Here is a 25,304-nt window from a genome sequence, read left to right as displayed (position 1 = left end):
AGGGAGCAGCGCGGGGCCAGTCCCAAACCGGCCAAGCCCCAGGGAGCAGCGCGGGGCCAGTCCCAAACCGGCCAAGCCCCAGGGAGCAGCGCGGGGCCAGTCCCAAACCGGCCAAGCCCCAGGGAGCAGCGCGGGGCCGCCCTCCTGGTCTTGATGGTGGCGGCTGCGGGTCGGGTGTCAAGGGCGCTCGGTCGTTCCTCCCTCGCGTCGCCGTTGGCGATTTCGCTTCGCTTCACCCTTGACTCCCGCCCCTTCACCGCCGGGAAATGCTCTTGGGAGGGCGGCCGGGGGGAGGGTCGGCGCAGGGGGTCCGTGCGGTGCCGTTCGTTTCGGGCGGCTGCGGGCCGTGGGTGGGTGCGCGGCAGTTGAATGGGGCGGTGGCGGCTGCGCTCAGCGACCGCAGGCATGTTCCGGGCTGGGGTTCAGGACCGCTGGTCACTGTCCGGTGGGTGGTGCACGGGAGTTGAGTGGGGTGGCCCGGGCCGGCTCGGTGGGTGGCGCTGGTCTGTGGGTGGGGGTTCAGGCCCGCTGGTCACTGTTCGGTGGTGGGGGGAATGGGTGTGTGGGGCGCGCCCGGCAATCCCGTGGGGCAAAGGGGGCATAGCGACCCCCTTCCTGAGTTCTTGTACGCGGATTCCGGTCTCACCGGAATCCGCGTACACGACCTGATCCATACACGGGACATTGAGGGAGATATCGGGCATTGGGTGCGCTCCCGGGAGTGCCCGCGCCCCTACCATCCGCAGCCGCCCACCGCCTCGACCCGTGCCGGCCCTCTCCTCACCCCGGACGGTGACCAGCGGGGCCTGAACCCCAACTCCCCGACGGCCCACAGCCGCCGAGCCGACGCGCCACCGCCCCATTCAACTGGTGCGCAACCCACCACCGGCCCGCGGACCGCGCACGGCGAGCGGCCCCAGCCCACCTCCAGCGGCCCCCCTCCCCCGGCCGCCCTCCCAAGTGCATTTCCCGGCGGTGGAGGGGCGGGAGTCAAGGGTGAAGCGAAGCGAAATCGCCAACGGCGACGCGAGGGAGGAACGACCGAGCGCCCTTGACACCCGACCCGCAGCCGCCACCATCAAGACCAGGAGGGCGGCCCCACGTTCACCACGCCAACCCGGCCAAACCCGAGACCGGCCCCACACCACACCCACGGACCCGGCCAATCCCCAGACCGGCCCACGCCACCCCCCGGACCCGGCCCACCCCCAGACCGGCCCCACACCACACCCCCGGACCCGGCCCACCCCGGACCGGCCCCACACCCACCACACCAACCCGGTCCCACCGGCCCGCGCCGAGAGAAACAAGGTCTACTCGTCTAGCATCGCGAGCGTGTCGTACGACGAGAACCCCACCCCGGCCACCGGACCGCGTCGCTCCCGGCGCGGTCTCCTTGCCGTCGCCGCGCTGGCGCCGACCACCCTGGCGGGGTGGCTGGCCTGGCAGGTGATGGGCAGCCCCGGGGAGAGCCGGCCGTCGAAGGAGTCCACCCCGGCCACCGCGGGCAAGCCCGGCGACACGACGCCCCAGGCGCCCCCGTCCGCTTCACCGTCGCTCGTGCCGCCCACCGCATCACCGGCTTTTTCTAAGGGCCCGTCGGGGCCGCTGGCCGGCAAGGTGGTCGTCATCGACCCGGGGCACAATCCCGGTAATTTTCGCCATTCCCGCGATATCAACAAGCTCGTCGATATCGGCACGAACCGCAAGGAATGCGACACGACGGGTACATCCACCAACGCCGGTTACACCGAGGCCGAATTCACCCTCGATGTTTCACACCGTCTTCGCACCCTTCTCGAGAAGCAGGGCGCACGGGTCGAATTCACCCACGACAACGATCGTCCGTTCGGCCCCTGCATCGATGAACGGGCACGATTCGGCAACGAAGCCGAGGCCGACGCGGTCATCTCCGTCCACGGCGACGGCTCGGCCGAAGGCAACCGCGGCTTCCATGTGATCCTCCCGGCCCTGGTCAAGTCAGGCGCGGCCGACACCTCGAAGATCGTGGGCCCCTCGCGCGACCTGGGCGAGCGGATCGTCGGAAAGTTCGTGCGGGCGACGGGCAGCGCCCCATCCAACTACGTCGGTGGCGGCACGGGTTTGGACGTACGCAAGGATCTCGGTGGCCTCAACCTGTCCGATGTTCCCAAGGTGTTCATCGAATGCGGCAATATGCGTGATCCCAAGGACGCTGCACTGCTGACCAGCCCGGGCTGGCGGCAGAAGGCGGCCCAGGGAATGGCGGACGGCATCAGCAGCTACCTGGAGGGGTAACTGCCATACCCGGCAGACGCCTGGAACCGGTAGACGATAGATTCACCTCTACGATGGGGAGTCACCCCCGAGCTCCGCGTCTGTGCACACCGCCGCACCGGCGGCAGCGACGACCGCCCCGATGAGACGACGACGAAGGACTTATACGTGAACATCCGCTCCCTCACTCGAGGCGATGGCGTGGTGATCGGAGCAGCGGTGGTGCTGTTCATCGCCTCGTTCCTCGACACCATTGATTTCGAGGGCGTCAACTTGAACGCCTGGGACAACCTGGGCCTCCTGATGAGCATGTTCCTCGCGGGGGTCATCGGTGCCGCGTTGATCGTCGTGGGCCGCAGCATGCCGGGCCGCAAGGTCGCCGACCTCGACCTCGGCCAGTTCGGTGTCGCCTTCTCCGTGTTCGCCCTGTGGACGGCGTTCTGGACGATCATCGACATGGAGGCCGACGCGGGCGCCGGCATGATCCTCGGCCTGCTCTCCACCATCGCGCTCGCAGCTGGTGCCATCGCCTCCCCGCTCGTCCCCGCCCTCAAGGCCCCCCTCGTGGGCGCCCCCCGTCCCGCCGCCCCGCAGCCTTACGGCGCGCAGCCGCAGGCGGGTGGCTACGGCTACCCGGGTGCCCAGCAGCAGCCCTACGGCGCGCAGCCGGGTCAGCCCCAGCCCGGTCAGGCCCAGCCGTACGGCGGCCAGTCGATGGGCGGCGGTCAGCCGGCCCCGGCGGCTGCCGCTCCGCAGCAGAGCGGTGCGCCCTCGGACTTCACGCCGTTCTGGTTCGCGGTGCCGGTGGCCCGTCCGCTGTACGGTGAGGACGGTTCGCCGACCCCGATCGCCGAACTCGCGCCCGGTACGTGGTACCTCGCGGTGGAGCAGCGTGGTCCCGGCTTGGTGGCCCAGACGCAGGACGGCCGTCGTGGCGTGCTGCAGGACACCACGGGTATCCAGCGCGGCTGATCCGAAGCCCGTAGTTCGCACGGCCCCTCGCCCTTCCGGGCGGGGGGCCGTTGCCGTACCCTGAAACCCGATCCTGACGCCCCGTCACATACGCCTAGCGAAGGGGCAGGCATGCGACTCGGACTCGCGCTCGGCTACTGGGGACGCGGCCCCGACCCCGGCCATCTCGCACTGTCCCGCGAGGCCGAGCGGCTCGGGTACCACTCGGTGTGGACGGCGGAGGCCTGGGGGTCGGACGCCTTCACCCCCCTCACCTGGATCGCCGCGCACACCTCGCGGATCCGGCTGGGCACGGCGGTGGCGCAGATGGCCGCCCGCACCCCGACCGCGACGGCCATGCACGCACTGACCCTGGACCATCTCTCCGACGGCCGGATGATGCTGGGGCTCGGCCTGTCCGGGCCGCAGGTGGTGGAGGGCTGGTACGGCCGCCCGTTCCCCAGCAGCCCGCTCACGGCGACCCGCGAATACGTCGACGTCATCCGCCAAGTCCTCGCCCGTGAGCGGCCGGTGGAACTGGCGGGACGCTTCCACCCGCATCCGTACGGTGGCGCGGACGGCGTCGGTGTCGGCAGGCCACTGAAGGCGATCACCCATCCGCTGCGCGCGGATCTGCCGCTGCTGCTGGGCGCGGAGGGCCCGAAGAACATCGCGCAGACGACGCGGATCGCCGACGGCTGGCTGCCGCTGTACTGGTCGCCGCTCCGTACGGACGTGTACGCGGCCTCGCTCGCCGCCGTATCCGAGGGCTTCATGATCGCGCCGATGGCCCGCGCCAGCGTCTGCGACGATGTCGCCGAGGGGCTGCTGCCCGTGAAGGCGATGCTCGGCTTCTACATCGGGGGCATGGGCCACGCGGCCCGTAACTTCCATGCGGAGCTGATGGCACGCATGGGGTTCGAGGCCGAAGCCCGCCGGATTCAGGAGCTGTTTCTGGCCGGCCGCAAGCAGGAGGCGGTGCTGGCGGTGCCCGACGCGTTCGCGGACGAGATCTCGCTGGTCGGGCCTCGTGAACGTATCGCTGAGCGGTTGGAGCTGTGGCGCAGGGGGCCGGTCACCGATCTGCTGGTCACGGCTCCCGATCCGGACACACTGCGCGTGCTTGCCGAGCTGAACAGCTGAGCCGGTGCCGCCCGCCGAGTTGGGACACGAGCGGCGCGTTGTCGAGGACCGGAGCCCCGGAGCCGCTGCCCGCCTCCTCCAGCCGACGGGTTTCACGCGCGCACAAGCGGCAACACGATGGCCATGACTACACGTGCGAGCAACACCACCACTGCCGCGAGAGTCGTCGTCGTCATCGCGGACGTCATGGCCTTCATCATCGGCCTGTGGATCGTGATGTACCTGCTGGACGCCAACCGCGCCAACGACTTGGTCAACTTCGTCCAGGACTCGGCGCGTTGGCTCGCCGGCTGGTCGCATGACCTGTTCACGTTCGACGAGGCATGGGCGCGGGTCGTCGCCGGCTACGGTCTCGCGGCCGTGGTGTATCTCTTCATAGGCCACGCCGTGGCCGGCCAGCTGCGCAGGCACTAGCCGGCCGCCACAGCCCTTGCCCTGACCGGTGCTCGGCCCCGGACCCCGGCCCGCCTTGTCCGCCGGCGGACAAGGCGGTCGCCGGCGGTCAAGGCTTTCGCCGGCGTTCGAGGCGCGGGTCCCGGGGCCATGGCCTCCGGTTAACGGCCCCCGCAGCAGTCCGGCGCCAGCCCCCGCGGCAGGCGTTCCCCGCCGAAGACCGCGGTGGTCGCCTCGTCCCCGCCCAGTACGGCCACCGCCAGCAACAGCGACCCTGCCGTCCAACTGGTCAGCTCCTCCGGCCACATGGCCGGGCTGCCCTCGAAGACGTACCCCGTCCAGTACATGCCGTCATCGGCGCGCAGATGCTGGATGGACTGCAGGATCTCCAGCGCCCGGTCGGACTCGCCCATCGCCCACAGGGCGAGGGCCAGTTCGCAGCTCTCGCCGCCGGTGACCCACGGGTTGGGCAGGACGCAGCGCACGCCGAGACCGGGCACGACGAACTCGTCCCAGCGCGCGTCGATACGGGCCGTGGCCGCAGCGCCCGTCAGAGCGCCGCCGAGGACCGGGTAGTACCAGTCCATGGAGTAGCGGTCCTTGTCGAGGAAGCGCTCGGGGTGGTCGCAGATCGCGTGGGCGAGCGCACCGGCCGCGAGCTCCCAGTCGGGCTGCGCCTCCTCGCGTTCCGCGGCGATCGCCAGCGCACAGCGCAGCGCCTGGTGGATCGAGGAACTGCCCGTCAGCAGGGCGTCGTCGACCGCCGTACCGTCCGCCTCGCGCTTCCATCCGATCTGGCCGCCGGGCTGCTGGAGCTCCAGCACGAACTCGATCGCCGCATACACGGCGGGCCACATCCGGTCGAGGAAGGCATCGTCGCCGGTGGACAGATAGTGGTGCCAGACGCCGACGGCTATGTACGCGCAGAAGTTGGTCTCGCGGCCGAGGTCGGTGGGCTCGTCGGCGTTGCCGTCGTGGTAGGCGGCGTACCAGGAGCCGTCGTCGTTCTGGTGCGCGGCCAGCCACTCGTAGGCGCGGGCCGCGGCCTCGTGCTCGCCCGCGGCATCCAGTGCCATCGCGGCCTCGGTGTGGTCCCACGGGTCGAGGTGGTGCCCGCGGAACCACGGGATCGCACCGTCGGGGCGCTGCATCGCGAGGATGCCGGAGACGGTCTCGGTGGCCTGCTCGGCGGTCAGGACCCCGGGCAGCACAAGGTGTTCCGTACGGCCGGGGCCGCGCCTGGACATGGTCACGCGTCGACCTTGGGCAGGTGGGGCTTGGTCGCGTAGGCGACGAAACTCTTGCCGATCAGGGGGTTGAGCGCCTGCTCGGCGACACGCGTCGCCAGCGGCTTCTTCATGATGTCCCAGACCAGCAGCTTGTGGTACGCGCGCACCGGCAGCGCCTTGTCGTTGTCGACGCCGAAGGCGCACTTGAGCCACCAGTACGGCGAGTGCAGCGCATGCGCGTGGTGGGTACCGTAGGGCCTCAGGCCCGCCTGCTTCATCTTGCCGAGCAGCTCCTCGGCCTTGTAGATGCGGATATGGCCGCCCTCGACCTCGTGGTAGGCGTCGCTGAGCGCCCAGCAGATCTTCTCGGGGCCGTAGCGGGGCACGGTGACGGCGATCCGGCCGCCGGGCCTCAGCACCCGGACCATCTCGGCGAGCACACCCTTGTCGTCCGGGATGTGCTCCATGACCTCGGAGATGATCACGACGTCGAAGGACTCGTCGGGGAACGGCAGGTTGAGCGCGTCGCCCTCCATCGCGGTGGCCGTTGCTCCCTCGGGGGCCTCGCCGGCCTCCTTCATCGCGGCGAACCACTTGGCGACCTCACGGATCTCCTCGCCGTTCTGGTCCAGGGCCACGACCTGCGCGCCGCGCCGGTAGCACTCGAACGCGTGCCGGCCTGCGCCGCAGCCCAGGTCGAGCACGCGGTCGCCCGGGGCGAGCGGAAAGCGGGAGAAGTCGACGGTCAGCACGGGGGTCTGCCTTCCTGGGCGTCGGAGCGGGTGGTGCGAGGGGGCGGGGCGGTTCAGGGGGTGCGTACGGCTTGGACGCGCGCGGAGGCGGGGGCCGTGGAGGCGGCGGCGATCGCCTCGCGGTAGCGCTCGGCGGTGCCGATCGCGGCCTGCTTCCAGGTGAAGCGCGCCAGCACCCGGGCGCGGCCCGCGGTGCCGAGGCGGGCTCGCAGCTCCGGGTCGTCCAGCAGTCGGCGCAGCGCCGTGGCGAGGGCCCCCGCGTCTCCCGGCGGCACGGCCAGGCAGGTCTCGCCGTCCGGTCCCGCGACCTCGGGGATGGCGCCGCCGGTGGTGGCCACCAGCGGGGTGCCGGTGGCCATCGCCTCGGCCGCCGGCAGCGAGAAGCCTTCGTACAGCGACGGCACACAGGCGATCTGGGCACTGCGCACCAGATCGACCAGTTCGGCGTCCGTGATGCCCTTGACGAACTCGACGGCGTCCTGGAGTCCGTAGCGCTCGATCAGCTGCGCCACCGGGCCGTCCTCGGCCCGCTTGCCGACGACGACGAGATGGGCGTCGGGATTCTCGGTGCGCAGTTTCGCCAGCGCCTCGACGAGGAACACGAGCCCCTTGAGCGGGACATCCGCGCTGGAGGTGGTGACGATCCGGCCGGGGACCTCGGCGATCTCCTGATTCGGCGAGAAGAGGTCGGTGTCGGCACCGATGTGGACGACATGGATGCGCTCACGCCGTACGCCGAGGTGATCGACTATCTCCTGCTGCGAGGAGCCGGAGACGGTGAGCACGGACGGCAGTCGGCGGGCGACCCGCTTCTGCATCCGGGTGAAGCCGTACCAGCGGCGTACGGAGGCGCGCCGCTTCCAGTCGGCCGCCGCGTCCAGGTCCAGCTTCCGGTCGACGGTGATCGGGTGGTGGATGGTGGTGACCAGCGGTGCGCCGAGGTCGCCGAGCAGTCCGTAGCCGAGGGTCTGGTTGTCGTGGACGACGTCGAACGCCCCGCGACGGGCCCGCAGATGCCGGCGGGCGCGCAGCGAGAACGTCAGCGGTTCGGGGAACCCGCCGGTCCACATGGTCGCGACCTCGACCGCGTCGGTCCAGTCGCGGTACTCGCCGAGCTTCGGGGTGCGGAAGGGGTCGGGGCTGCGGTACAGGTCGAGGCTGGCCAGCTCGGTGAGCGGCACGCCCTCGTCGAGCACCGGGTAGGGCTGGGCACCGATGACCTCGACGCTGTGGCCGAGGCGCGCGAGCTCGCGCGACAGATGCCGGACATAGACGCCCTGGCCGCCGCAGAACGGGTTCCCCTTGTACGTCAGGAGGGCGATACGAAGCGGTGCGTCACCGCCGCCGGACGTGCCCGCACGGGGGCCGACCTCTATGGCCTCTGCGGTCACCCACGGCCCCCTTCTCACTGCTTTTCGCCGGAGCGTAATCGCTCGCGCTAATCTAGAACAAGTTTCAGACTTGATCGGCCGAGGGGTTCGAATCTACCGGCAGGTAGCGCGACTGTGACCGGCGGATCAGGTGATTCGCGCCACGGCAGGAGCCCTGCCATGCTGTGCGATCCGGACGCGTCCATGGAACGGGACATATGACAGCGGAAGCCAGGTCGGCGGGGCCCCCCTCGGCGCCCCTGACGGAACGCCAGGAGGCGCGTCGGCGTCGCATCCTGCACGCCAGTGCGCAACTGGCCAGCCGGGGCGGCTTCGACGCGGTGCAGATGCGCGAGGTCGCCGAGTCCTCGAGCGTCGCACTGGGCACGCTCTACCGCTACTTCCCGTCCAAGATCCATCTACTGGTCGCCACCATGCAGGACCAGCTCGAGCACATGCACACGGCCCTGCGCAAGCGGCCGCCGGGCGGCCGGAACGCGGCGGACCGGGTCGCCGAGACGCTGATGCGGGCCTTCCGGGCACTGCAGCGCGAGCCGCATCTCGCGGACGCGATGGTGCGGGCGCTCACCTTCGCCGACCGCAGCGTCAGCCCCGAGGTGGACACCGTCTCGCGGCAGACGACGGCGATCATCCTGGACGCGATGGGCCTGGAGAATCCGACGCCCGAGCAGCTCTCGGCGGTGCGGGTCATCGAGCACACCTGGCACTCGGCACTGATCACCTGGCTGTCGGGGCGCGCCTCGATCGCCCAGGTGAAGATCGACATCGAGACCGTGTGCCGGCTGATCGACCTGACGGCCCCGCCGCCTGCCGAGCCGACCGCGCCCGCGAGGGGACGCGGCCGCGCGTAGCCGGTGCCCTACGACATCTTGTTCTTCGCCAGCTCCTCGTCGATCGCCTTCTCGCACTCGGCACTGTTGTCCGTGGCCTCGAAGAAGATCACCAGGAACGTGTCGGCCCGGCCGATGTACCTCGCCCTCAGAGTCCAGCCGCCCTTGTCCAGGGCTGTGATGACCGACCCCTTCTCCTTGAGTTCCCGAGCATGCTTCCAGCCGCCCTGCTTCAGGGCCGCCAGCGTCGCGTCGTAGGACTTCTGCGGGTCGGCAACCTTCTTGACGTCCGCCTGCCAGGAGACCCCGCACTTTTCGACGGAAGCCGGGAGATCCTCCTCCGACGGCTCCTCGGTGAAGCCTGCCGCCGTGGCCGCGTCCGCGATCTCCTTGGTGGCCGCGGCGGCGTCCAGGCTCCCGCCCGCTTCCGCCGGAGCGGCGGACGAACCGGAGCGCGACGTCCCGGGCTTGTCGTCCTTCGCACCGCTGCATCCCGCCACCAGAAGCACCACACCGGCGGCCGCGGCCACCCACCTCGCCTTGCGCACAGGTCTCCCGATTCACATCGCGCACGGGCCCCCTGCCCGCGCGGTCAAGGGAGCAGTCTGGCACGGATGTTCGCGCGGGCATTCGCACAGGCCAACTCCGGGCGATGGGGGAACGGTGGAGCGGACGGTGAACCGGACCGGACCGCGGGCTACTCCTCGGGCGGGAAGACCGGCTCCCCACTCCCCAGCAGGGTGATCACGATCGCCTCGACCGGGCAGTTCTCCGCCGCGGCAAGGACCTTCTCGTCGGCGTCGGCGACATCGGCCCGAGGGCGGGACTGCCGGGCGGAGTCCAGCCGGAACCCGTCCGGCGCGTGGCCCACACACATGCCCGATCCGATGCAGACCCTCCGGTCCACCTCGACGTGCCAGCGGTCCCCCATCACCGCGCTCCATACCCCGCGGGCAGATGGATCATCTTGTGCTCCAGGTACGAGCCGTACCCCTCGGGCCCGAACTCCCGCCCCAGACCTGAGTTCTTGTAGCCGCCGAACGGCCCGAGCATGTCGAGGCTGAAGGTGTTGACGTTGTACGTCCCCGTACGCACCCGGCGGGCGAAGTCGACGCCGCGCTCCACGTCGGAGGTCCACACACTGCCGCTGAGGCCGTAGTCGGAGTCGTTCGCGATCGCAGCCGCCTCGTCGTCGTCCCCGTACGGCAGCAGACAGATCACCGGGCCGAAGATCTCCTCGCGTGCGATGCGCATGGAGTTGTCGACACCTCCGAACAGCGTCGGCTCGACGTACCAGCCGCGCTCCGGCCCCGCCGGGCGGCCGCCGCCGCACAGGACCTTGGCGCCCTCCTCCTGACCGATCCGGATGTAGTCCAGCGAGCGCTGCTGCTGGCGCGCGGCCACCAGCGGGCCGACCTCAGTCGCCGGGTCCAGCGGGTCGCCGACGACCAGCGCCGAGGCCGCGGCCGCGAACGCCTCGGCGATCTCGTCGTAGCGGCTGCGCGGCGCGAGGATACGGGTCTGGGCCACGCACGCCTGGCCGTTGTTCATCCAGGCGGCCGGGACTATCCCGGCGAGTGCCGTGTCGAGGTCCGCGTCGGGCAGGATCACGGCCGCCGACTTGCCCCCGAGCTCGAGCGTGACTCGGGTGAGGTTGCGCGAAGCGACCTCCATGACCCGCTTGCCGGCCGCCACCGAGCCGGTGAAGGAGACCTTGTCGATGCCGGGATGCCCGACCAGGTACTCGCTCACCTCGCGGTCCGCCGGCAGGATCGACAGCACGCCCTCGGGCAGTCCGGCCTCCTGCGCGATCTCGCCGAGGATGTACGCGTCCAGGGGCGACTCCGGCGACGGCTTGAGCACCACGGTGCAGCCCGCGAGAAGCGCGGGGCCGAGCTTGGCGGCGGCGGTGAACTGCGGGACGTTCCACGGCACGACGGCCGCGACGACCCCGACGGGCTCGCGGCGCACCAGGATCGGGCCGAGCACCCCGTCGCGGCGCTCCTCATGCGCGAAGCCGCGGGCGACGGTGATCGCCGCGTCCCACACCATCATGGCGCCGAGCGCCTGGGCGAGGACACTCCAGGAGTAGGGGGAGCCGTTCTGCGAGCTGATGGAGCGGGCGATCTCCTCGTGCCGTACGGCGACCGCGTCCTTGATCCGGCCGACGACGGCGATCCGCTCCTCGAGCGTGGAGCGTGGCCAGGGCCCTTCGTCGAAGGCCTTGCGCGCGAGCGCCACCGCCCGGTCGACGTCCGCCCGCGAGGCGTGCGGGACGCGGCCGATGACCTGCTCGGTGTGCGGGGAGACGACGTCGATGGCGTCGCTGCCGATCGGATCGGTCAACTCCCCGCCGATGAACAGTTTTCCGTGTTCGATGAGCTCGGTCATGACTGCTGCCTCCCGCTGGGCCGCACTATCTGACACAGTTTCAGAACTGATACCAGTTCCAGTTGAAGGAGTCCACGGCCGGAACGAACTGCTGCGGTCGAGGATCGCCGGGTACGTCGGGCGGGTGCCGGATGAAGAGACGTGCACTCCTGCGGAGCCCGCGTGACGGCGGCCGGTCCTGTGATGTCGGGGCTGCGGGCGGCGACCTCGACGTCAGCTTCTGGTCAGGCAGAAGGGATGCCCGGCCGGGTCGGTGAAGACCCGCCACCTGTCGCCGCCCGGTTGGTACTCCGGCTTGAAAGCGCCCAGCTCCAGCAGCAGGGCCTCGGTCCCGTCGAGGTCATCGACTGCGAAGTCGAGGTGGACCTGTTGTGGCGCGGCCTGGTCGGGCCAGCGCGGAGCCTGGTGGCCGTCCACCCGCTGGAAGCCGATGAAGAGCCCGTCCTCGCTGGCGAGGCCGGCGAAGTCACCGTCGGATTCAGGGTGAAGCTCGAGCCCGGTGGCCTGCCGATAGAACGCGGCCAGCGCCTGAGGATCCGGGCAGTCGAGTGTGATCGCGGTGAGCTTCATCGGCAGGGGCATGGCAACTCCGTCACGGCAATCACGCTTTCGGGCAAGGGTCACGGCCGAGGCACACCGTACTGATCAGCTTCACACTTCGTGACCTGGCCGTACGTCGCCGCCGAGCCGCGGCGCAGAGTCGACGTGACCGGCTGCCCCCACGCCCACGCAAGTTGCGAAGTACGACTGGAGTGACGCACCTCAGTCCCGCTGTGCGGGCCCGAGGGCGGGTGGCGACTGGTGGTCCCCGGCGGGGCCGACGTCGCCGTTCTCCCACTCGGGGTCGTAGGCGCAGGACCCGGTGGCGCCGCCGGTGAAGTACTCCCGGTCCGGGAACCAGGTGAAGGACATCCGCTCGGCCCCGTCGTCCCGCTGGACGAACAGGTCCCAGTCCTGGCCCTTCGCGCCCTCGCGGTAGGACGTGACCTCCCAGCCGTTGTCCTTGAAGTGCTGGTGCAGTCGGCGGAGGCCGGAGACGGCACGGCTGGCGGGCACGTGGTCGAGCGCCCAGCTGTGGCTCATCCGGTAGGCGCCGTCGACGGTCTTGTCCTCCAGCCCCAGCAGACCCCCGTCGTAGCAGAAGCCGGAGCTGAACGTGTTCTCCGTGCTGACGCCGATGTCCTCGACCCCTGGTTCTACGGTGCGCTTGAACCCCACGACGTCGTACGCCTCCTGGGAACGCTGGAAGGCGCGGCTCGCCATGTCCTCGGGCGCGGCGCGGGGAAGGTCCGTCGACCCCCATGAGCCCCATGCGAGCTGGACGACCAGAACGAGTACGACGACGAGTACGGCGACGAGCGCGGTGCAGCCGCATCCGAGGGCCCCGAGGACGGGGGACCTGGACCCGGTCGGGGCGGGGGTGGTGCTGGTTGCTACGGGTTCCTCGGGCATATGGGGACGGTATGTCAGCGGTGGAGCGCGGCAGATGGGCGCGGTTACCCGGCATGGAGTGGGTACGCGTACTCAATCTTCAAGACATGAACCATGACATCCGACGTGATTGGCCAGTCGCCGGCCCCCTTCCCGAGGTGCTGGCTGTGAGCGGAGACCGCGCGCTACGTCACCGTCGGACCACCAGGCGCAGATGTGGAATACGACGACAGGAGCTGAGGATGGGCGATCCCCTCACCGGCCACATCGCGGATATCGACTCCCTGGTACTGAACGCGGACGGCAGTCTCCTCGCCACCACCGACGAGGACGACATCACACGGCTGTGGAGCATCCCGAATCCGTGACACACGGCCGCCCGCAGGCAGGGCCGGCACCTACGGCCCCCTGTGCGAAGCAGCCGGTCGGAGGGGTTCCTTATGGAGTCCTCACAGGCCATCCTGACGGTTCATCAGTTCTCGTTATAGGGGGCAATGGGCGTGTCGTCGACGAAAGACGGGCCGACAGACGAGTCCTCCGTCCAGCAGATCACCGACCACGGCGGCGGCGTACGGTCCATCAGGGTCCCCATCCCGGACAACCCGCTCGGGCACACCCTGGTCCACCTCCTCGACACCGACCGCGGACCCGTCCTCGTCGACACCGGCTGGGACGACCCCGCCTCCTGGGGCACCCTCACCGCCGGCCTGGCCGCCTGCGGGACCTCGGCCGCCGACATCCACGGCGTCGTCATCACCCACCACCACCCCGACCACCACGGCTTGTCCGGGCGGGTCCGCGAGGCGTCCGGCGCCTGGATCGCGATGCACGCCGCCGACGCCTCGGTCGTACGCCGCACCCGGGAAGCCGAACCGGGCCTGTGGCTCGACTACCTCGTGGACAAGCTCACCCGCGCGGGAGCGCCCGAGGAGCACACCGCCCCACTGCTCGCCGCCCGCGCCTCGGGCCGTACCCGTACGCTGCCCGGTCTGCGCGCGGCCCTGCCCGACCGGGAGATCGTCCCCGGCGAGCTGCTCGACCTGGTGGGGCGCCGGCTGCGCGCCGTATGGACCCCCGGTCACACGCCCGGCCATGTCTGTCTGCATCTGGAGGAGACGCACCCGGCGCTGCGGCCCGGCAACGGGCGGCTGTTCTCCGGCGACCACCTGCTCCCGGAGATCACCCCGCACATCGGTCTGTACGAGGACCCGGACGACGCCACGGTCACCGATCCGCTCGGGGACTACCTCGACTCCCTCGAACGCATCGGCCGCCTCGCCCCCGCCGAAGTCCTCCCCGCCCACCAGCACGCGTTCACCGACGCGGCAGGCCGGGTACGGGAGTTGCTCGCCCATCACGAGGAACGTCTTGCCGGGCTGCTGACGCTGCTGGCCCGCCCGCGCACCCCCTGGCAGGTGGCCGAGCGGATGGAGTGGAACCGGCCCTGGGACCAGATCCCCTACGGCTCGCGGAACATCGCGGTCTCGGAGGCGGAGGCGCATCTGCGGCGGCTGGTGAAGCTGGGGCGGGCGGAGGTGCTGGCGGGCAGCACGCCGACGCTGTACGTGGCGCTCCAGCGGGATCGGCGGCGCAGGCTCGTACCCCGCCCGGTGCCGGCCGACCCGCCTCTCCCGGGTGCGCCGCAGGCCGGCCGGTCCCCTGTGACCCACGCCCCGCCGCCGGCCGGTGACCGGCCGGTAGAGTGAGCGCGTCGTCATCATGCCCGTACGGGGGGAAGCCGGTGCAAATCCGGCACTGACCCGCAACCGTGAGCCGCCGTCATCGGCGGCGAGTCGGAATGCCCTGTACGCGGTTGTGACCGGCTCGTGCTCACCGGGATCCGCCCGGTGGGCCGGCACCGTCGAGGGATACGGAGCCGAGCCTGGTGCCTCACCGTGCCTGCGCCCGGCCCTGAGCAGGAGAGGCACCCGCCAGCCATGACCACCATTCGCCGCAGCGCAATAGCGCTCGCCGCCTCCGCCGTCCTCGGCCTGGCCGTCGTACCCGCCACCGCACAGTCCGCCGTCGCGGCGCCCAGCCCGAAGCCGTCCCCGTCCGCCGCGCTGCCGTCGGGCCTCTACGGCCAGGGCGACCCGACGTACGACGGCGTCTGGCGGCAGTCGCTCGCGCTGCTCGCCCAGGACACGGTCGGCGTGGTGCCCGCCAAAAAGGCCGTGGACTGGCTGACCGGGCAGCAGTGCGCGGACGGCGGCTTCCCCTCGTACCGCGCCGAGGCCACGAAGGCGTGCGACGCCAAGCTGCCGCTGGACACCAACGCCAGTGCCGCCGCGGTGCAGGCCCTGGCCGCACTCGGCGGCCGGGACGACGCCGTGGACAAGACGGTCGGGTGGCTGAAGTCCGTACAGAACAAGGACGGCGGCTGGGGCTACAACCCGGGCGGGGCCAGCGACGCGAACTCCACCTCGATCGTGATCGGGGCGCTCGCCGCCGCCGGTGCGACGCCGGCCGAGGTGACGTCGAAGGACGGCAAGTCGCCGTACGACGCGCTGCTGACGTTCGCGAAGCCGTGCGGCGGCAAGGACGGCGGCGCGTTCGTGTACCAGGTCGCGTCGCCCGGCATCGTCGCCGACTCCACGGCCGCGGCGGTGCTCGGCGCGCACGGCAAGGGCCTGGTGGTGAACGCGGCCAAGAAGGACACCAAGGGCACGGTCTGTGAGAAGGCGACCACGATCGAGGGCGCCGCGCACAACGGCGCGGCGTACCTCGCGAAGGGACTCGCCAAGAGCGGGCACTTCGACACGCCTCCGATGCCGGGCGCGAAGGACACCGCTCCGAAGCCGGACTTCGGGAACACGGCGGACGCGGTCGTCACCCTGACCGCGCAGGGTCTGACCGAGCAGGTCGACCAGCCGCTCGCCTGGCTGGAGAAGAACTCGGCCGCCTGGGCCAAGGAGAACGGCCCCGCCGCCTACGCCCAGCTGATCTTCGCGGCACACGCGGCCGGCGTCGACCCGAAGAGCTTCGGCGGCCAGAACCTGGTGACCGCGCTCAACTCGACCGGCCCCGCGCCGAAGGAGTCGTCGCCCACGTCCGCCGCCGCATCGAGCGACGAGAAGAAGGGCGAGACGTCCCAGTCGTCCTCGACCGTGTGGTGGATCGTGGGCGTGGTGTTCGTCGCCAGCATCGGAGCGGGCTTCCTGATCAGCGGCCGCAAGAAGCGGAACTGATGCGTACCCGGTTCCTGGTGCTCGTGCTCGGCGCCGTCCTCACGGTGCTGAGCGCGGCGCCCGCGCAGGCGGCAGGCTACCGCTACTGGTCGTTCTGGCAGAGCGGCGGCGGCACGTGGACGTACGCCACCGAAGGCCCGGCCACGGCTCGGCCCGCCGACGGGTCCGTCAACGGATTCCGGTTCTCGGTGAGCGAGGACAGCGGGGACTCGGCCGAGCCGCGCACGGAACCGGACTTCGCGGCGATCTGCGCGAAGACCCCGGCGAAGGACGGCACCAAGCGGATCGCGCTCGTCATCGACTCCGGCACGGTGAAGGACGCGCCCGAGGGCGAGACCCCGCCCGCGCAGCGCACGGCATGCGCACAGGTCTCCGAGGACGCGACCAGCGCGGAGGCGCTCGCGGCGGTGGCAAAGCCGCTGCGCTACAACAGCGGCGCGCTGCTGTGCGCGATCTCGGGCTACCCGGCGTCCGGCTGCGGCGAGCAGGTCTCCGGGGAGAAGAAGACCGGGGCGCAGGCCCCGAAGGCCACGAGCAACGACACGGACAGCAGCCCGTCGCTCGGCCTCGTTGCGGGGATCGCGGCGGTGCTGGCACTGGGCGCGGCGGGGCTGTGGCAGTACCGCCGCCGGCGAACCCGATGACGCCTGCGCCCGGCCACCCCCCGCACGATCCGGACGAGTCCGGGCCGCCACACCGGGTGCAGCCCCTGCCGGGCAACGCCTCTTCGCCGGACGGCCGCCGCGACTCCGAGGCGCTGCCGGGCAGCGGGGCTGCAGGCCCGACGCCGCCGGCCGGCACGTCGGGCGTGCAGCGCCGGCAGCACGAATCCCCGGCGCCAGGCGCCGCCGCATGCGACTCGGCATCCGGCCCGGCCGCCGGGCATGGCCCGTCGCGCCGGGCCGCCCGGCGCGACGCCGCCGACCCGCCCGCTGCGACCCCGACCACGACGGACGACAGGGCCGCACACGCGGCCCGGCGTGAGCCCGTTTCCACCGGCGGGCGCGCCGCGGATGCGCATCCGTCCGCGGCCGACAGCTCGGCCGAGCGCGCACGGCGCCCAGACACCCTCCCCCTCGGGGGGCTGCGCGCGCCCGCCGCCAGTCGCAGCAACGCGGTGCATGCCGGGGCCTGGTGGCTGTGGGCGCTCGGGCTGGCCGTCGCCGCGTCGCGGACCACCGATCCGCTGCTGCTCGCGCTGCTCGTCGGCGTCGCCGGATACGTCGTCGCCGCCCGCCGCACCGATGCGCCGTGGGCCCGCTCCTACGGCGCGTTCGTCAAGCTCGGGCTGTTCGTCATCGTCATCCGCGTCGTCTTCTCGGTCGTACTCGGCTCCCCCATCCCCGGTACGCACGTCATGTTCACGCTTCCCGAAGTGCCGATGCCCGACTGGGCGGAGGGGGTGCGCATCGGCGGGCGCGTGCATCTGGAACAGCTGGTGTTCGCGTTGTACGACGGGGCCAAGCTCGCGGCCCTGCTGATCTGCGTAGGCGCCGCCAATGCGCTCGCCAACCCGGCCCGGCTGCTCAAGTCCCTCCCCGGCGCGCTGTACGAAGCGGGTGTCGCCGTCGTCGTCGCGATGACTTTCGCGCCGAACATGGTCGCGGACGTGGTCCGGCTGCGCACCGCCCGCCGGCTGCGCGGCCGCCCGACCGGGGGCATCAGGGCCATAGCCCAGATCGGGCTGCCCGTCCTGGAGGGTGCGCTGGAGCGGTCGGTCGCGGTCGCCGCGTCGATGGACGCCCGCGGGTACGGACGTACGGCCGACGTCCCACCCGCCGTACGCCGCACCACCACTGTCCTCACTCTCGGCGGCCTGCTCGGCGTCTGTGCGGGCGCATACGGGTTGCTCACGGCGACGGGCCTCGCTCACGTTCTGCCCCTGCTGATCGCCGGGCTGCTCGCGGCGGTCGGCGGCCTGTGGCTCGGCGGCCGCCGCTCCGTGCGCACCCGCTACCGCCCCGACCACTGGGGCGTACGGTCCTGGCTGGTCGCCGGGTCCGGCGTGACGGTCGCGGCACTGATGATCCGCGCCGGCGTCCAGGACCCGGAGGCGCTGCACCCCGGCGTCGTACCCCTGACCGCGCCGACGCTGCCGCTGTGGCCCGCGCTGTCCGCGCTCGTCGGCCTGCTCCCGGCGTTCGTCGCCCCCGTACCCAAGGAGTCGTCGTGATCCGCTTCGAGAACGTCTCGGTGACGTACGGCGACGCCGCGGCGCCCACGATCAGCGGCATCGATCTGACCGTTCCCGAGGGCGAGCTGGTGCTTCTCGTCGGCCCCTCCGGTGTGGGCAAGTCGACCCTGCTGGGGGCCGTCTCCGGGCTGGTGCCGCACTTCACCGGCGGTACGCTGCGCGGCCGCGTCACCGTCGACGGCCGCGACACCCGCACCCACAAACCCCGCGAACTCGCCGACCTCGTCGGCACGGTGGGCCAGGACCCGCTCGCCCACTTCGTCACCGACACGGTCGAGGACGAGCTGGCGTACGGCATGGAGTCGCTCGGCCTCGCCCCGGACGTGATGCGCCGCCGTGTCGAGGAGACGCTGGACCTCCTCGGCCTCGCGGACCTGCGCGAGCGCCCCATCGCCACGCTCTCCGGCGGCCAGCAGCAGCGGGTGGCGATCGGCTCGGTGCTGACCCCGCACCCCAAGGTCCTCGTGCTCGACGAGCCGACGTCCGCGCTGGACCCGGCCGCGGCGGAGGAGGTCCTGGCTGTGCTCCAGCGCCTGGTCCACGACCTCGGCACGACGGTGCTGATGGCGGAGCACCGCCTGGAGCGGGTGGTCCAGTACGCGGACCGGGTCGTGCTGCTGCCGGGCCCGGGACTGGCTCCGGTGGTCGGCGACCCGGCGGAGATCATGGGGGTGTCGCCGGTCCATCCACCGGTGGTGGCGCTGGGCCGGCTCGCGGGGTGGTCCCCGCTGCCGCTGTCGGTACGGGACGCGCGGCGCAGGGCGGGAGGGCTGCGTGAACGCTTGAAGGGTCTTTCCCCCGCCCCTCCCCCTACGCCTGGCGGCGTGGGGGGATCCTCACTTCCCGTGACCGGGGGCTTCGCCCCCGCACCCCCGGTTCCCGACACCGGGGGCATGCCCCCACGTCCCCGTACGCTCTTCGGGCGTGTCCTCAATCGCCGGACAGGCTCCCATGGACGGAGCCCCGGTGAAGGGAAGGGGAGGGGTGGGGACAAACTCCCCGTCACCGACCCCCTCGCCACCGTCACCCGCCTGGGCATCCGCCGCGCCCGCATCGAGGCCCTCCGCCATGTCGACCTCACCGTCGCCCCCGGCGAGACCGTGGCCTTGATGGGGCGCAACGGCGCCGGCAAGTCCACCCTGCTCTCCGCCCTCGTCGGCATGATCGAGCCCACCTCCGGCAGCGTGCTCGTCGGCGGCCGTATCCCGCACCGGACGGAGCCGAGGGAGCTGATCCGCGAGGTCGGGCTCGTCCCCCAGGAACCGAGGGACCTCCTCTACGCGGACACCGTCGGCGCCGAGTGCGACGCCGCCGACGCGGACGCGGGTGCGGCGCCCGGGTCGTGCCGCGCGTTGGTGGGCGAGCTGCTCCCGGGCATCCCGGACGACATCCATCCCCGTGACCTGTCCGAGGGGCAGCGCCTCGCGCTCGCGCTGGCGATCGTGCTGACCGGCCGGCCTCCGCTGCTGCTGCTCGACGAGCCGACCCGCGGTCTGGACTACGCGGCGAAGGCGCGGCTCGTCACCGTGCTCAAGGGCCTCGCCACCGACGGCCACGCCATCGTGCTGGCCACGCACGACGTGGAGCTGGCCGCCGAGCTCGCGCACCGCGTGGTGATCCTGGCGGACGGCGAGGTCGTCGCGGACGGCCCGACAGCCCAGATCGTGGTCTCGTCGCCCGCCTTCGCGCCGCAGGTCAGCAAGATCCTCGCCCCCCAGGAGTGGCTGACCGTCTCCCAGGTACGGGAGGCCCTGTGAAGAGCGCCGCGCAGAACACCGTGAAAGGCCCCGTGAGGAGCCACCCGAAGACCGCCACGCGCCCCATCCGCCTCGGCCCCCGCTCGATCGCCGCGCTCGTGCTCATCAGCGCGATCGGGGTGATCGCCTTCGGCTGGCCGCTGCTCGCCGACGCCGACTCGGGGCTCGCGCACTCCGCCGACGCCCCCTGGCTGTTCGCCGCGCTGCTGCCGCTCCTCGTCGCCGTTGTCGTGGCGACGATCGCCGACACCGGCATGGACGCCAAGGCGGTGGCGATGCTCGGAGTGCTGGCCGCGGTCGGCGCGGCGCTCAGACCGCTGGGCGCGGGCACCGCGGGTCTGGAGCCCATGTTCTTCCTGATGGTGCTCAGTGGCCGGGTCCTCGGTCCAGGCTTCGGGTTCGTGCTCGGGTCGGTCACCATGTTCGCGTCCGCGCTGCTCACAGGCGGGGTGGGGCCGTGGATGCCGTTCCAGATGCTCGCGATGGGCTGGTTCACCATGGGCGCCGGGCTGCTGCCCGGGCCGGAGCGCCTGCGCGGGCGCGCGGAGCTGCTGATGCTCGCGGCGTACGGGGCCGTCGCGGCCCTCGCCTACGGAACGGTCATGAATCTGCAGGGCTGGACGTACATCGGCGGGCTCTCGTCCGGTATCTCCTTCCACCCCGGCGACCCGGTGCAGGAGAACCTGCTCCGTTTCCTCGCCTACTGCGCGGCGACGTCGCTGGGCTGGGACATGGGGCGGGCGGTGCTGACGGTGGTGCTGACGCTCGCGCTCGGCTCCACGCTCCTCAAGGCACTTCGCCGTGCCACCCGGCGGGCGGCGTTCGAGGCCCAGGTCACATTCGAGCCCCCGAACCCTCCGCAACGGGGTGAGGCGGACCACACGGCCGGGTCCCGGAACGATCGGACCTAGTAGTCACATCCCGGGACCGACCGACCTACAGGCATCCCTCCCCACCTGCACGAACTACCACAATATGCCATTTGGTCATTTAGCGGTTTAAGCACCTCATACCCGTTCTGGGTCGTATCTACGGGTGAGCCCGGTCACGGCGCGACGTCCGAGGCCCCGGCTACAACTGTTCTCGTCGCAAGGCGCCGCAGGGCTTCGAGCCCGGCACACAGGTCCATTCGGGCCGGGCCTCGCGACCCCCCGTACCCGACGTAAGAGGTTGCGCCTTGTCCCGCTCGCTGATCACCCGCTTCACTGCCCGCCACAAGTCCGTTGTCGCCGGCACCGCCGTGCTTCTCGGTGCGGCCGGTGCGGTGATGGGGGCGACCTCGACGGCCTCGGCCGCGAACGCCACCCCGCAGCAGATCGCCAAGCAGATGATGCCTGCCGGCCAGTACCAGTGCTTCAGCAAGATCGTGGAGCACGAGTCCAACTGGAACCACACGGCGACCAACGCCTCGTCCGGCGCGTACGGCCTGGTCCAGGCCCTGCCGGGCTCGAAGATGGCTTCCGCGGGTGCCGACTGGAAGACCAACCCGAAGACCCAGATCAAGTGGGGTCTGGACTACATGAACGAGCGTTACGGCAGCCCGTGCGGCGCCTGGAACTTCTGGCAGGCCAACCACTGGTACTGAGCCGCCGATACAACGAGCGCCCGAGGCTCCGAAGCGACACGTCGCTTCGGAGCCTCGCCGCATGTACGCAGTGCGCCATTCAGGTGCGAAGGCTCAAGGTGCCCATACGGTGGCCCGAAACTCTCTCGCAGAGCAAGTTCGCTCCGCAGACCCGCGCCACGTATCAACCGGCGCAAGTGGCAGGTCGTCGGGTTCGTCCTGCCGCCGGCGTTTCGCTGTCGGACCACGCGACCCCCGCCATCGCCATGACGCACTCGAACACCGTCAACCGGCCGGCGAGCGCTCCGGGTGGCGGGGGCGCCGATTACGACTACAACGGCCGAGTTGACGCAGATGACCAACCACTCCTGGACGTAGCCGTCGACCCGTTGCACTTCCGCCCGGGGTTCCCGGGCGGAAGCACGCAGCACTTACCGGGCCGCACCCGGAGAACCAGAACCTGCTCATGGCGGCGCCGGGCTCACAGGCGCTGAATGATCGTGCCCGTTGCCTGCGCTCCGCCCGCGCACATCGCGATCAGGGCGAACTCCTTGTCCCGGCGCTCCAGTTCATGCAGTGCCGTGGTGATCAGCCGGGCGCCGGTCGCGCCCACCGGGTGGCCGAGCGCGATGCCTCCGCCGTTCACGTTGACCTTCTCCAGGTCCTGCTCGAAGACCTGGGTCCAGCTGAGCACCACCGAGGCGAACGCCTCGTTGATCTCGACCAGATCGATGTCACCGAGCGACATCCCCGCCTTGCCGAGGACCGCGCGGGTCGCGTCGATCGGGCCGTCGAGGTGGTAGTGCGGGTCGGCGCCCACCAGCGCCTGGGCCACGATCCGGGCGCGCGGCTTCAGCTTCAGCGCCCGCGCCATCCGCTTGGACGCCCACATGACGGCCGCGGCGCCGTCGGATATCTGCGAGGAGTTGCCCGCGGTGTGGACCGCCGTGGGCATGACCGGTTTCAGCCCGGCAAGCGCCTCCATCGAGGTGTCGCGCAGCCCCTGGTCCCGGTCGACGAGCCGCCACATGCCCTGCCCGGCCGCCTGCTCCTCCTCCGTCGTGGGCACCTGAACGGCGAACGTCTCGCGCTTGAAGCGCTCCTCGCCCCAGGCGATGGCGGCCCGCTCCTGGGAGGCGAGTCCGAGTGCGTCGACGTTCTCGCGCGTCAGCCCGCGGCGACGCGCGATGCGCTCGGCGGCCTCGAACTGGTTGGGCAGGTCGACGTTCCACTCGTCGGGGAACGGCTTGCCGGGCCCGTACTTGGACCCGCTGCCGAGCGGTACGCGGGACATGGCCTCGACGCCGCAGCTGATACCGACGTCGATGACCCCGGCCGCGATCATGTTGGCGACCATGTGGCTCGCCTGCTGGGAGGAGCCGCACTGGCAGTCGACGGTGGTGGCCGCCGTCTCGTACGGCAGCCCCATCGCGAGCCACGCGGTGCGCGCGGGGTTCATGGACTGCTCGCCGGCGTGGGTGACGGTGCCGCCGACGATCTGCTCGACGCAGTCGGCGTGAATGCCGGTGCGGCCGAGGAGTTCACGGTAGGTCTCCCCCAGCAGGTAGGCGGGATGGAGGTTGGCGAGCACTCCTCCGCGCTTGCCGATGGGGGTGCGTACGGCTTCGACGATGACGGGTTCCGCGGCCATGAGCTCGTCCTCTCCTCGCGCGGCCGTGGGGGCGTCCCGGCGCCCTCAGGGCCGAACTGGCGAACTAGTACACGTTCTAGTTCTGCTCACAGTCTCAGGAGTGCTACCCCCGGTACGCAAGGGGCGTGCACGCCCCTTGCCGCGCCCCTCGCAGGCAACAGTTCCCACCGCAGCTCTTGCCACTTATAGAACTCGTTACTACCTTTCGGCCAACTTCTGATGGGCCGTCAGACCTGAAGTTGGAGCCGCCGATGTCCTGCCCCCATCTGCCCGCAGGGTTCGACTTCACCGATCCCGACCTTCTCCAAGCCCGCATCCCCCACCCCGAGTTCGCCCGGATGCGGCAGACCGCCCCGGTCTGGTGGTGCAGCCAGCCCACCGGCATCTCCGGCTTCGACGACGCGGGTTACTGGGTCGTCACCCGGCACGCGGACGTCAAACACGTCTCCACCCACCCCGAGCTCTTCTCCTCCCGCACCAACACCGCCGTCATCCGCTTCAACGAGACGATCAGCCGCGACCAGATCGAGGTCCAGAAGCTGATCATGCTCAACATGGATCCGCCCGAGCACACCCGGGTCCGACAGATCGTCCAGCGCGGCTTCACCCCGCGTGCCGTGCGATCACTGGAGGACGCCCTGCGCCGGCGCGCCCGAGCGATCGTGGAGACGGCGTCGGCGGGCGCGAAGGAGACCGGCAGCTTCGACTTCGTCACCAACATCGCGGTCGAGCTCCCGCTCCAGGCCATCGCCGAACTCATCGGCGTACCCCAGGAGGACCGCACCAAGATCTTCGACTGGTCCAACAAAATGGCGGCGTACGACGACCCCGAGTACGCCATCACCGAGGAGGTCGGCACCGAGGCCGCGATGGAGATCGTCTCGTACGCGATGAACCTCGCGGCGGCACGCAAGGAGTGCCCGGCCAGGGACATCGTCAGCCAGTTGGTGGCGGCCGAGGGCGAAGGCAACCTGTCCTCCGACGAGTTCGGATTCTTCGTGATCCTTCTGGCCGTCGCCGGCAACGAGACCACCCGCAACGCGATCAGCCACGGCATGCACGCGTTCCTCACCCATCCCGACCAGTGGGAGCTCTACAAACGCGAACGCCCCGAGACCGCCGCCGAGGAGATCGTGCGCTGGGCAACCCCGGTCGTCTCCTTCCAGCGCACCGCCACCCAGGACGTGGAGTTGGGAGGGGCCCGCATCAAGGAGGGCGACCGGGTCGGCCTCTTCTACTCGTCCGCGAACAACGACCCCGAGGTCTTCGAGGCGCCGGAACGCTTCGACATCACGCGCGACCCCAACCCGCATCTGGGTTTCGGGGGCGGAGGCCCGCACTTCTGCCTCGGCAAGTCACTCGCGGTGATGGAGATCAACCTGATCTTCAACGCGATAGCCGGCGCCCTTCCGGACCTGCGCCTGGCGGGCGACCCACGTCGGCTGCGCTCGGCGTGGCTCAACGGCATCAAGGAGCTCCAGGTCAGCACGGGTTGACCCGCGCAACCCGGACCCGGGAGGCGGGGGCCCACCCCACCCACGCCCAGCGCCCCTGCCTCCCAACGGTTGCCGGTCTCGGGTTTGGCCGGGTTGGTGGGTGTGGTGTGGGGCCGGTCTCGGGTTTGGCCGGGTTGGTGGGTGTGGTGTGGGGCCGCCCTCCTGGTCTTGATGGTGGCGGCTTCGGGTCGGGCGTCAAGGGCGCTCGGTCGTTCCTCCCTCGCGTCGCCGTTGGCGATTTCGCTTCGCTTCACCCTTGACTCCCGCCCCTTCACCGCCGGGAAATGTTCTTGGGAGGGCGGCCGGGGGGAGGTCGGCGCAGGGGGTCCGTCCGGGGCCGTTCGTTTCGGGCGGCTGCGGGCCGTGGGTGGGTGCGCGGCAGTTGAATGGGGCGGTGACGGGCGAGCTCAGCGACCGTCGGTCCTCCGTGGGTTGGGGTTCAGGACCGCTGGTCACTGGGCGGGGTGAGGAGAGGGCCGGCCGGGCGAGGCGGTGGGCGGTCCGCGGGCCGGTGGGTGGGTGCGCGACCGTTGAATGGGGCGGTGACGTGCGCGATAGGCGGCTGTCGGCCGTCCGTGAGCAGGGTTCAGGCCCGCTGGTCACTGGGCGGGGTGAGGAGAGGGCCGGCCGGGCGAGGCGGTGGGCGGTCCGCGGGCCGGTGGGTGGGTGCGCGACCGTTGAATGGGG

At 71.1% G+C, this 25,304-nt stretch carries 23 protein-coding genes and 1 riboswitch; of the genes, 14 read left to right on the top strand and 9 right to left on the bottom strand.

Features of this window, described 5'->3' with window-relative positions:
• Window positions 1-1,335 precede the first annotated feature (1,335 nt).
• The 4 genes from ACFYWI_RS27190 (at window position 1,336) to ACFYWI_RS27175 (ending at window position 4,764) form a co-directional block, all read left to right on the top strand.
• Window positions 1,336-2,277, top strand: a complete 942-nt coding sequence (locus ACFYWI_RS27190) for an N-acetylmuramoyl-L-alanine amidase (RefSeq protein ID WP_389237432.1) — start codon at window positions 1,336-1,338, stop codon at window positions 2,275-2,277.
• Between the two features lie 147 nt (window positions 2,278-2,424).
• On the top strand, window positions 2,425-3,228 hold the full coding sequence (locus ACFYWI_RS27185) for a hypothetical protein (protein WP_389237430.1): 804 nt from the start codon (window positions 2,425-2,427) through the stop codon (window positions 3,226-3,228).
• Between the two features lie 111 nt (window positions 3,229-3,339).
• Entirely contained in the window at window positions 3,340-4,350 is a 1,011-nt protein-coding gene (locus tag ACFYWI_RS27180; protein ID WP_389237428.1) for an LLM class F420-dependent oxidoreductase, read from the top strand.
• A 117-nt stretch (window positions 4,351-4,467) separates the two neighbouring features.
• Window positions 4,468-4,764: a hypothetical protein gene (locus ACFYWI_RS27175; protein WP_389237426.1), complete on the top strand. Its 297-nt coding sequence runs from the start codon at window positions 4,468-4,470 to the stop codon at window positions 4,762-4,764.
• A gap of 140 nt (window positions 4,765-4,904) precedes the next feature.
• Here ACFYWI_RS27175 and ACFYWI_RS27170 read toward each other — a convergent pair whose 3' ends face one another.
• The 3 genes from ACFYWI_RS27170 to ACFYWI_RS27160 are packed head-to-tail and all read right to left on the bottom strand — an operon-like array spanning window position 4,905 to window position 8,115.
• A complete protein-coding gene (locus tag ACFYWI_RS27170; protein ID WP_389237683.1) occupies window positions 4,905-5,990 on the bottom strand; it encodes a prenyltransferase in 1,086 nt (361 codons plus the stop codon).
• 2 nt (window positions 5,991-5,992) lie between these two features.
• Window positions 5,993-6,724: a class I SAM-dependent methyltransferase gene (locus ACFYWI_RS27165; RefSeq protein WP_389237424.1), complete on the bottom strand. Its 732-nt coding sequence runs from the start codon at window positions 6,722-6,724 to the stop codon at window positions 5,993-5,995.
• A gap of 53 nt (window positions 6,725-6,777) precedes the next feature.
• Window positions 6,778-8,115 carry a glycosyltransferase family 4 protein gene (locus tag ACFYWI_RS27160; protein ID WP_389237422.1) on the bottom strand — a complete coding sequence of 446 codons (1,338 nt, stop codon included), beginning with the start codon at window positions 8,113-8,115 and terminating at the stop codon, window positions 6,778-6,780.
• A gap of 197 nt (window positions 8,116-8,312) precedes the next feature.
• Here ACFYWI_RS27160 and ACFYWI_RS27155 point away from each other — a divergent pair, with 197 nt between their 5' ends.
• The gene (locus ACFYWI_RS27155; RefSeq protein WP_389237420.1) at window positions 8,313-8,966 is read left to right on the top strand and encodes a TetR family transcriptional regulator; all 654 of its coding nucleotides are present in this window, start codon (window positions 8,313-8,315) and stop codon (window positions 8,964-8,966) included.
• A gap of 8 nt (window positions 8,967-8,974) precedes the next feature.
• On the opposite strand, the gene ACFYWI_RS27150 is transcribed toward ACFYWI_RS27155, so the two are convergent.
• From ACFYWI_RS27150 to ACFYWI_RS27130, 5 genes are all read right to left on the bottom strand, one after another.
• Window positions 8,975-9,493, bottom strand: a complete 519-nt coding sequence (locus tag ACFYWI_RS27150) for a hypothetical protein (RefSeq protein WP_389237418.1) — start codon at window positions 9,491-9,493, stop codon at window positions 8,975-8,977.
• Window positions 9,494-9,642: 149 nt separating this feature from the next.
• A complete protein-coding gene (locus ACFYWI_RS27145; protein ID WP_389237416.1) occupies window positions 9,643-9,876 on the bottom strand; it encodes a ferredoxin in 234 nt (77 codons plus the stop codon).
• The gene (locus tag ACFYWI_RS27140) at window positions 9,876-11,336 is read right to left on the bottom strand and encodes an aldehyde dehydrogenase (protein ID WP_389237414.1); all 1,461 of its coding nucleotides are present in this window, start codon (window positions 11,334-11,336) and stop codon (window positions 9,876-9,878) included. Before ACFYWI_RS27140 ends, ACFYWI_RS27145 begins: the two co-directional genes overlap by 1 nt.
• A 213-nt stretch (window positions 11,337-11,549) precedes the next feature.
• Window positions 11,550-11,918 (bottom strand): VOC family protein, encoded by a 369-nt coding sequence (locus ACFYWI_RS27135; protein ID WP_389237412.1) that lies wholly within the window; start codon window positions 11,916-11,918, stop codon window positions 11,550-11,552.
• Window positions 11,919-12,098: 180 nt separating this feature from the next.
• The gene (locus ACFYWI_RS27130; protein WP_389237410.1) at window positions 12,099-12,788 is read right to left on the bottom strand and encodes a hypothetical protein; all 690 of its coding nucleotides are present in this window, start codon (window positions 12,786-12,788) and stop codon (window positions 12,099-12,101) included.
• A gap of 221 nt (window positions 12,789-13,009) precedes the next feature.
• Between ACFYWI_RS27130 and ACFYWI_RS27125 the strand changes: the two genes are divergently transcribed.
• The 8 genes from ACFYWI_RS27125 (at window position 13,010) to ACFYWI_RS27090 (ending at window position 21,491) form a co-directional block, all read left to right on the top strand.
• Entirely contained in the window at window positions 13,010-13,135 is a 126-nt protein-coding gene (locus ACFYWI_RS27125; RefSeq protein ID WP_389237408.1) for a hypothetical protein, read from the top strand.
• Window positions 13,136-13,267: 132 nt separating this feature from the next.
• Window positions 13,268-14,473, top strand: a complete 1,206-nt coding sequence (locus tag ACFYWI_RS27120) for an MBL fold metallo-hydrolase (protein ID WP_389237406.1) — start codon at window positions 13,268-13,270, stop codon at window positions 14,471-14,473.
• 25 nt (window positions 14,474-14,498) lie between these two features.
• Window positions 14,499-14,571: riboswitch (cobalamin riboswitch) on the top strand.
• Window positions 14,572-14,704: 133 nt separating this feature from the next.
• Window positions 14,705-15,955, top strand: a complete 1,251-nt coding sequence (locus tag ACFYWI_RS27115) for a prenyltransferase/squalene oxidase repeat-containing protein (RefSeq protein WP_389237404.1) — start codon at window positions 14,705-14,707, stop codon at window positions 15,953-15,955.
• Complete coding sequence (locus ACFYWI_RS27110) at window positions 15,955-16,599, top strand: SCO2322 family protein (protein ID WP_389237402.1); 645 nt, start codon at window positions 15,955-15,957, stop codon at window positions 16,597-16,599. The genes ACFYWI_RS27115 and ACFYWI_RS27110 overlap by 1 nt, the downstream gene beginning before the upstream one ends.
• A 440-nt stretch (window positions 16,600-17,039) precedes the next feature.
• A complete protein-coding gene (locus ACFYWI_RS27105; protein ID WP_389237681.1) occupies window positions 17,040-18,128 on the top strand; it encodes an energy-coupling factor transporter transmembrane component T in 1,089 nt (362 codons plus the stop codon).
• Window positions 18,125-19,906, top strand: coding sequence for an ABC transporter ATP-binding protein (locus tag ACFYWI_RS27100; RefSeq protein ID WP_389237400.1), 1,782 nt, complete (start codon window positions 18,125-18,127; stop codon window positions 19,904-19,906). Before ACFYWI_RS27105 ends, ACFYWI_RS27100 begins: the two co-directional genes overlap by 4 nt.
• Window positions 19,903-20,817 carry an ECF transporter S component gene (locus ACFYWI_RS27095; protein WP_389237398.1) on the top strand — a complete coding sequence of 305 codons (915 nt, stop codon included), beginning with the start codon at window positions 19,903-19,905 and terminating at the stop codon, window positions 20,815-20,817. Before ACFYWI_RS27100 ends, ACFYWI_RS27095 begins: the two co-directional genes overlap by 4 nt.
• A gap of 266 nt (window positions 20,818-21,083) precedes the next feature.
• Window positions 21,084-21,491 carry a transglycosylase SLT domain-containing protein gene (locus ACFYWI_RS27090; RefSeq protein ID WP_389237396.1) on the top strand — a complete coding sequence of 136 codons (408 nt, stop codon included), beginning with the start codon at window positions 21,084-21,086 and terminating at the stop codon, window positions 21,489-21,491.
• Window positions 21,492-21,951: 460 nt separating this feature from the next.
• Here ACFYWI_RS27090 and ACFYWI_RS27085 read toward each other — a convergent pair whose 3' ends face one another.
• Complete coding sequence (locus tag ACFYWI_RS27085; protein ID WP_389237394.1) at window positions 21,952-23,121, bottom strand: steroid 3-ketoacyl-CoA thiolase; 1,170 nt, start codon at window positions 23,119-23,121, stop codon at window positions 21,952-21,954.
• Window positions 23,122-23,372: 251 nt separating this feature from the next.
• Between ACFYWI_RS27085 and ACFYWI_RS27080 the strand changes: the two genes are divergently transcribed.
• A complete protein-coding gene (locus ACFYWI_RS27080; RefSeq protein ID WP_389237392.1) occupies window positions 23,373-24,617 on the top strand; it encodes a cytochrome P450 in 1,245 nt (414 codons plus the stop codon).
• The last annotated feature ends 687 nt before the right edge of the window (window positions 24,618-25,304 follow it).

Origin of the sequence: Streptomyces sp. NPDC002889, from assembly GCF_042888425.1 — a bacterium.
GTDB lineage: Bacteria > Actinomycetota > Actinomycetes > Streptomycetales > Streptomycetaceae > Streptomyces.
The sequence above is the reverse complement of the archived record's forward strand: the minus strand, read 5'-3'. Positions and strand labels throughout refer to the sequence as shown.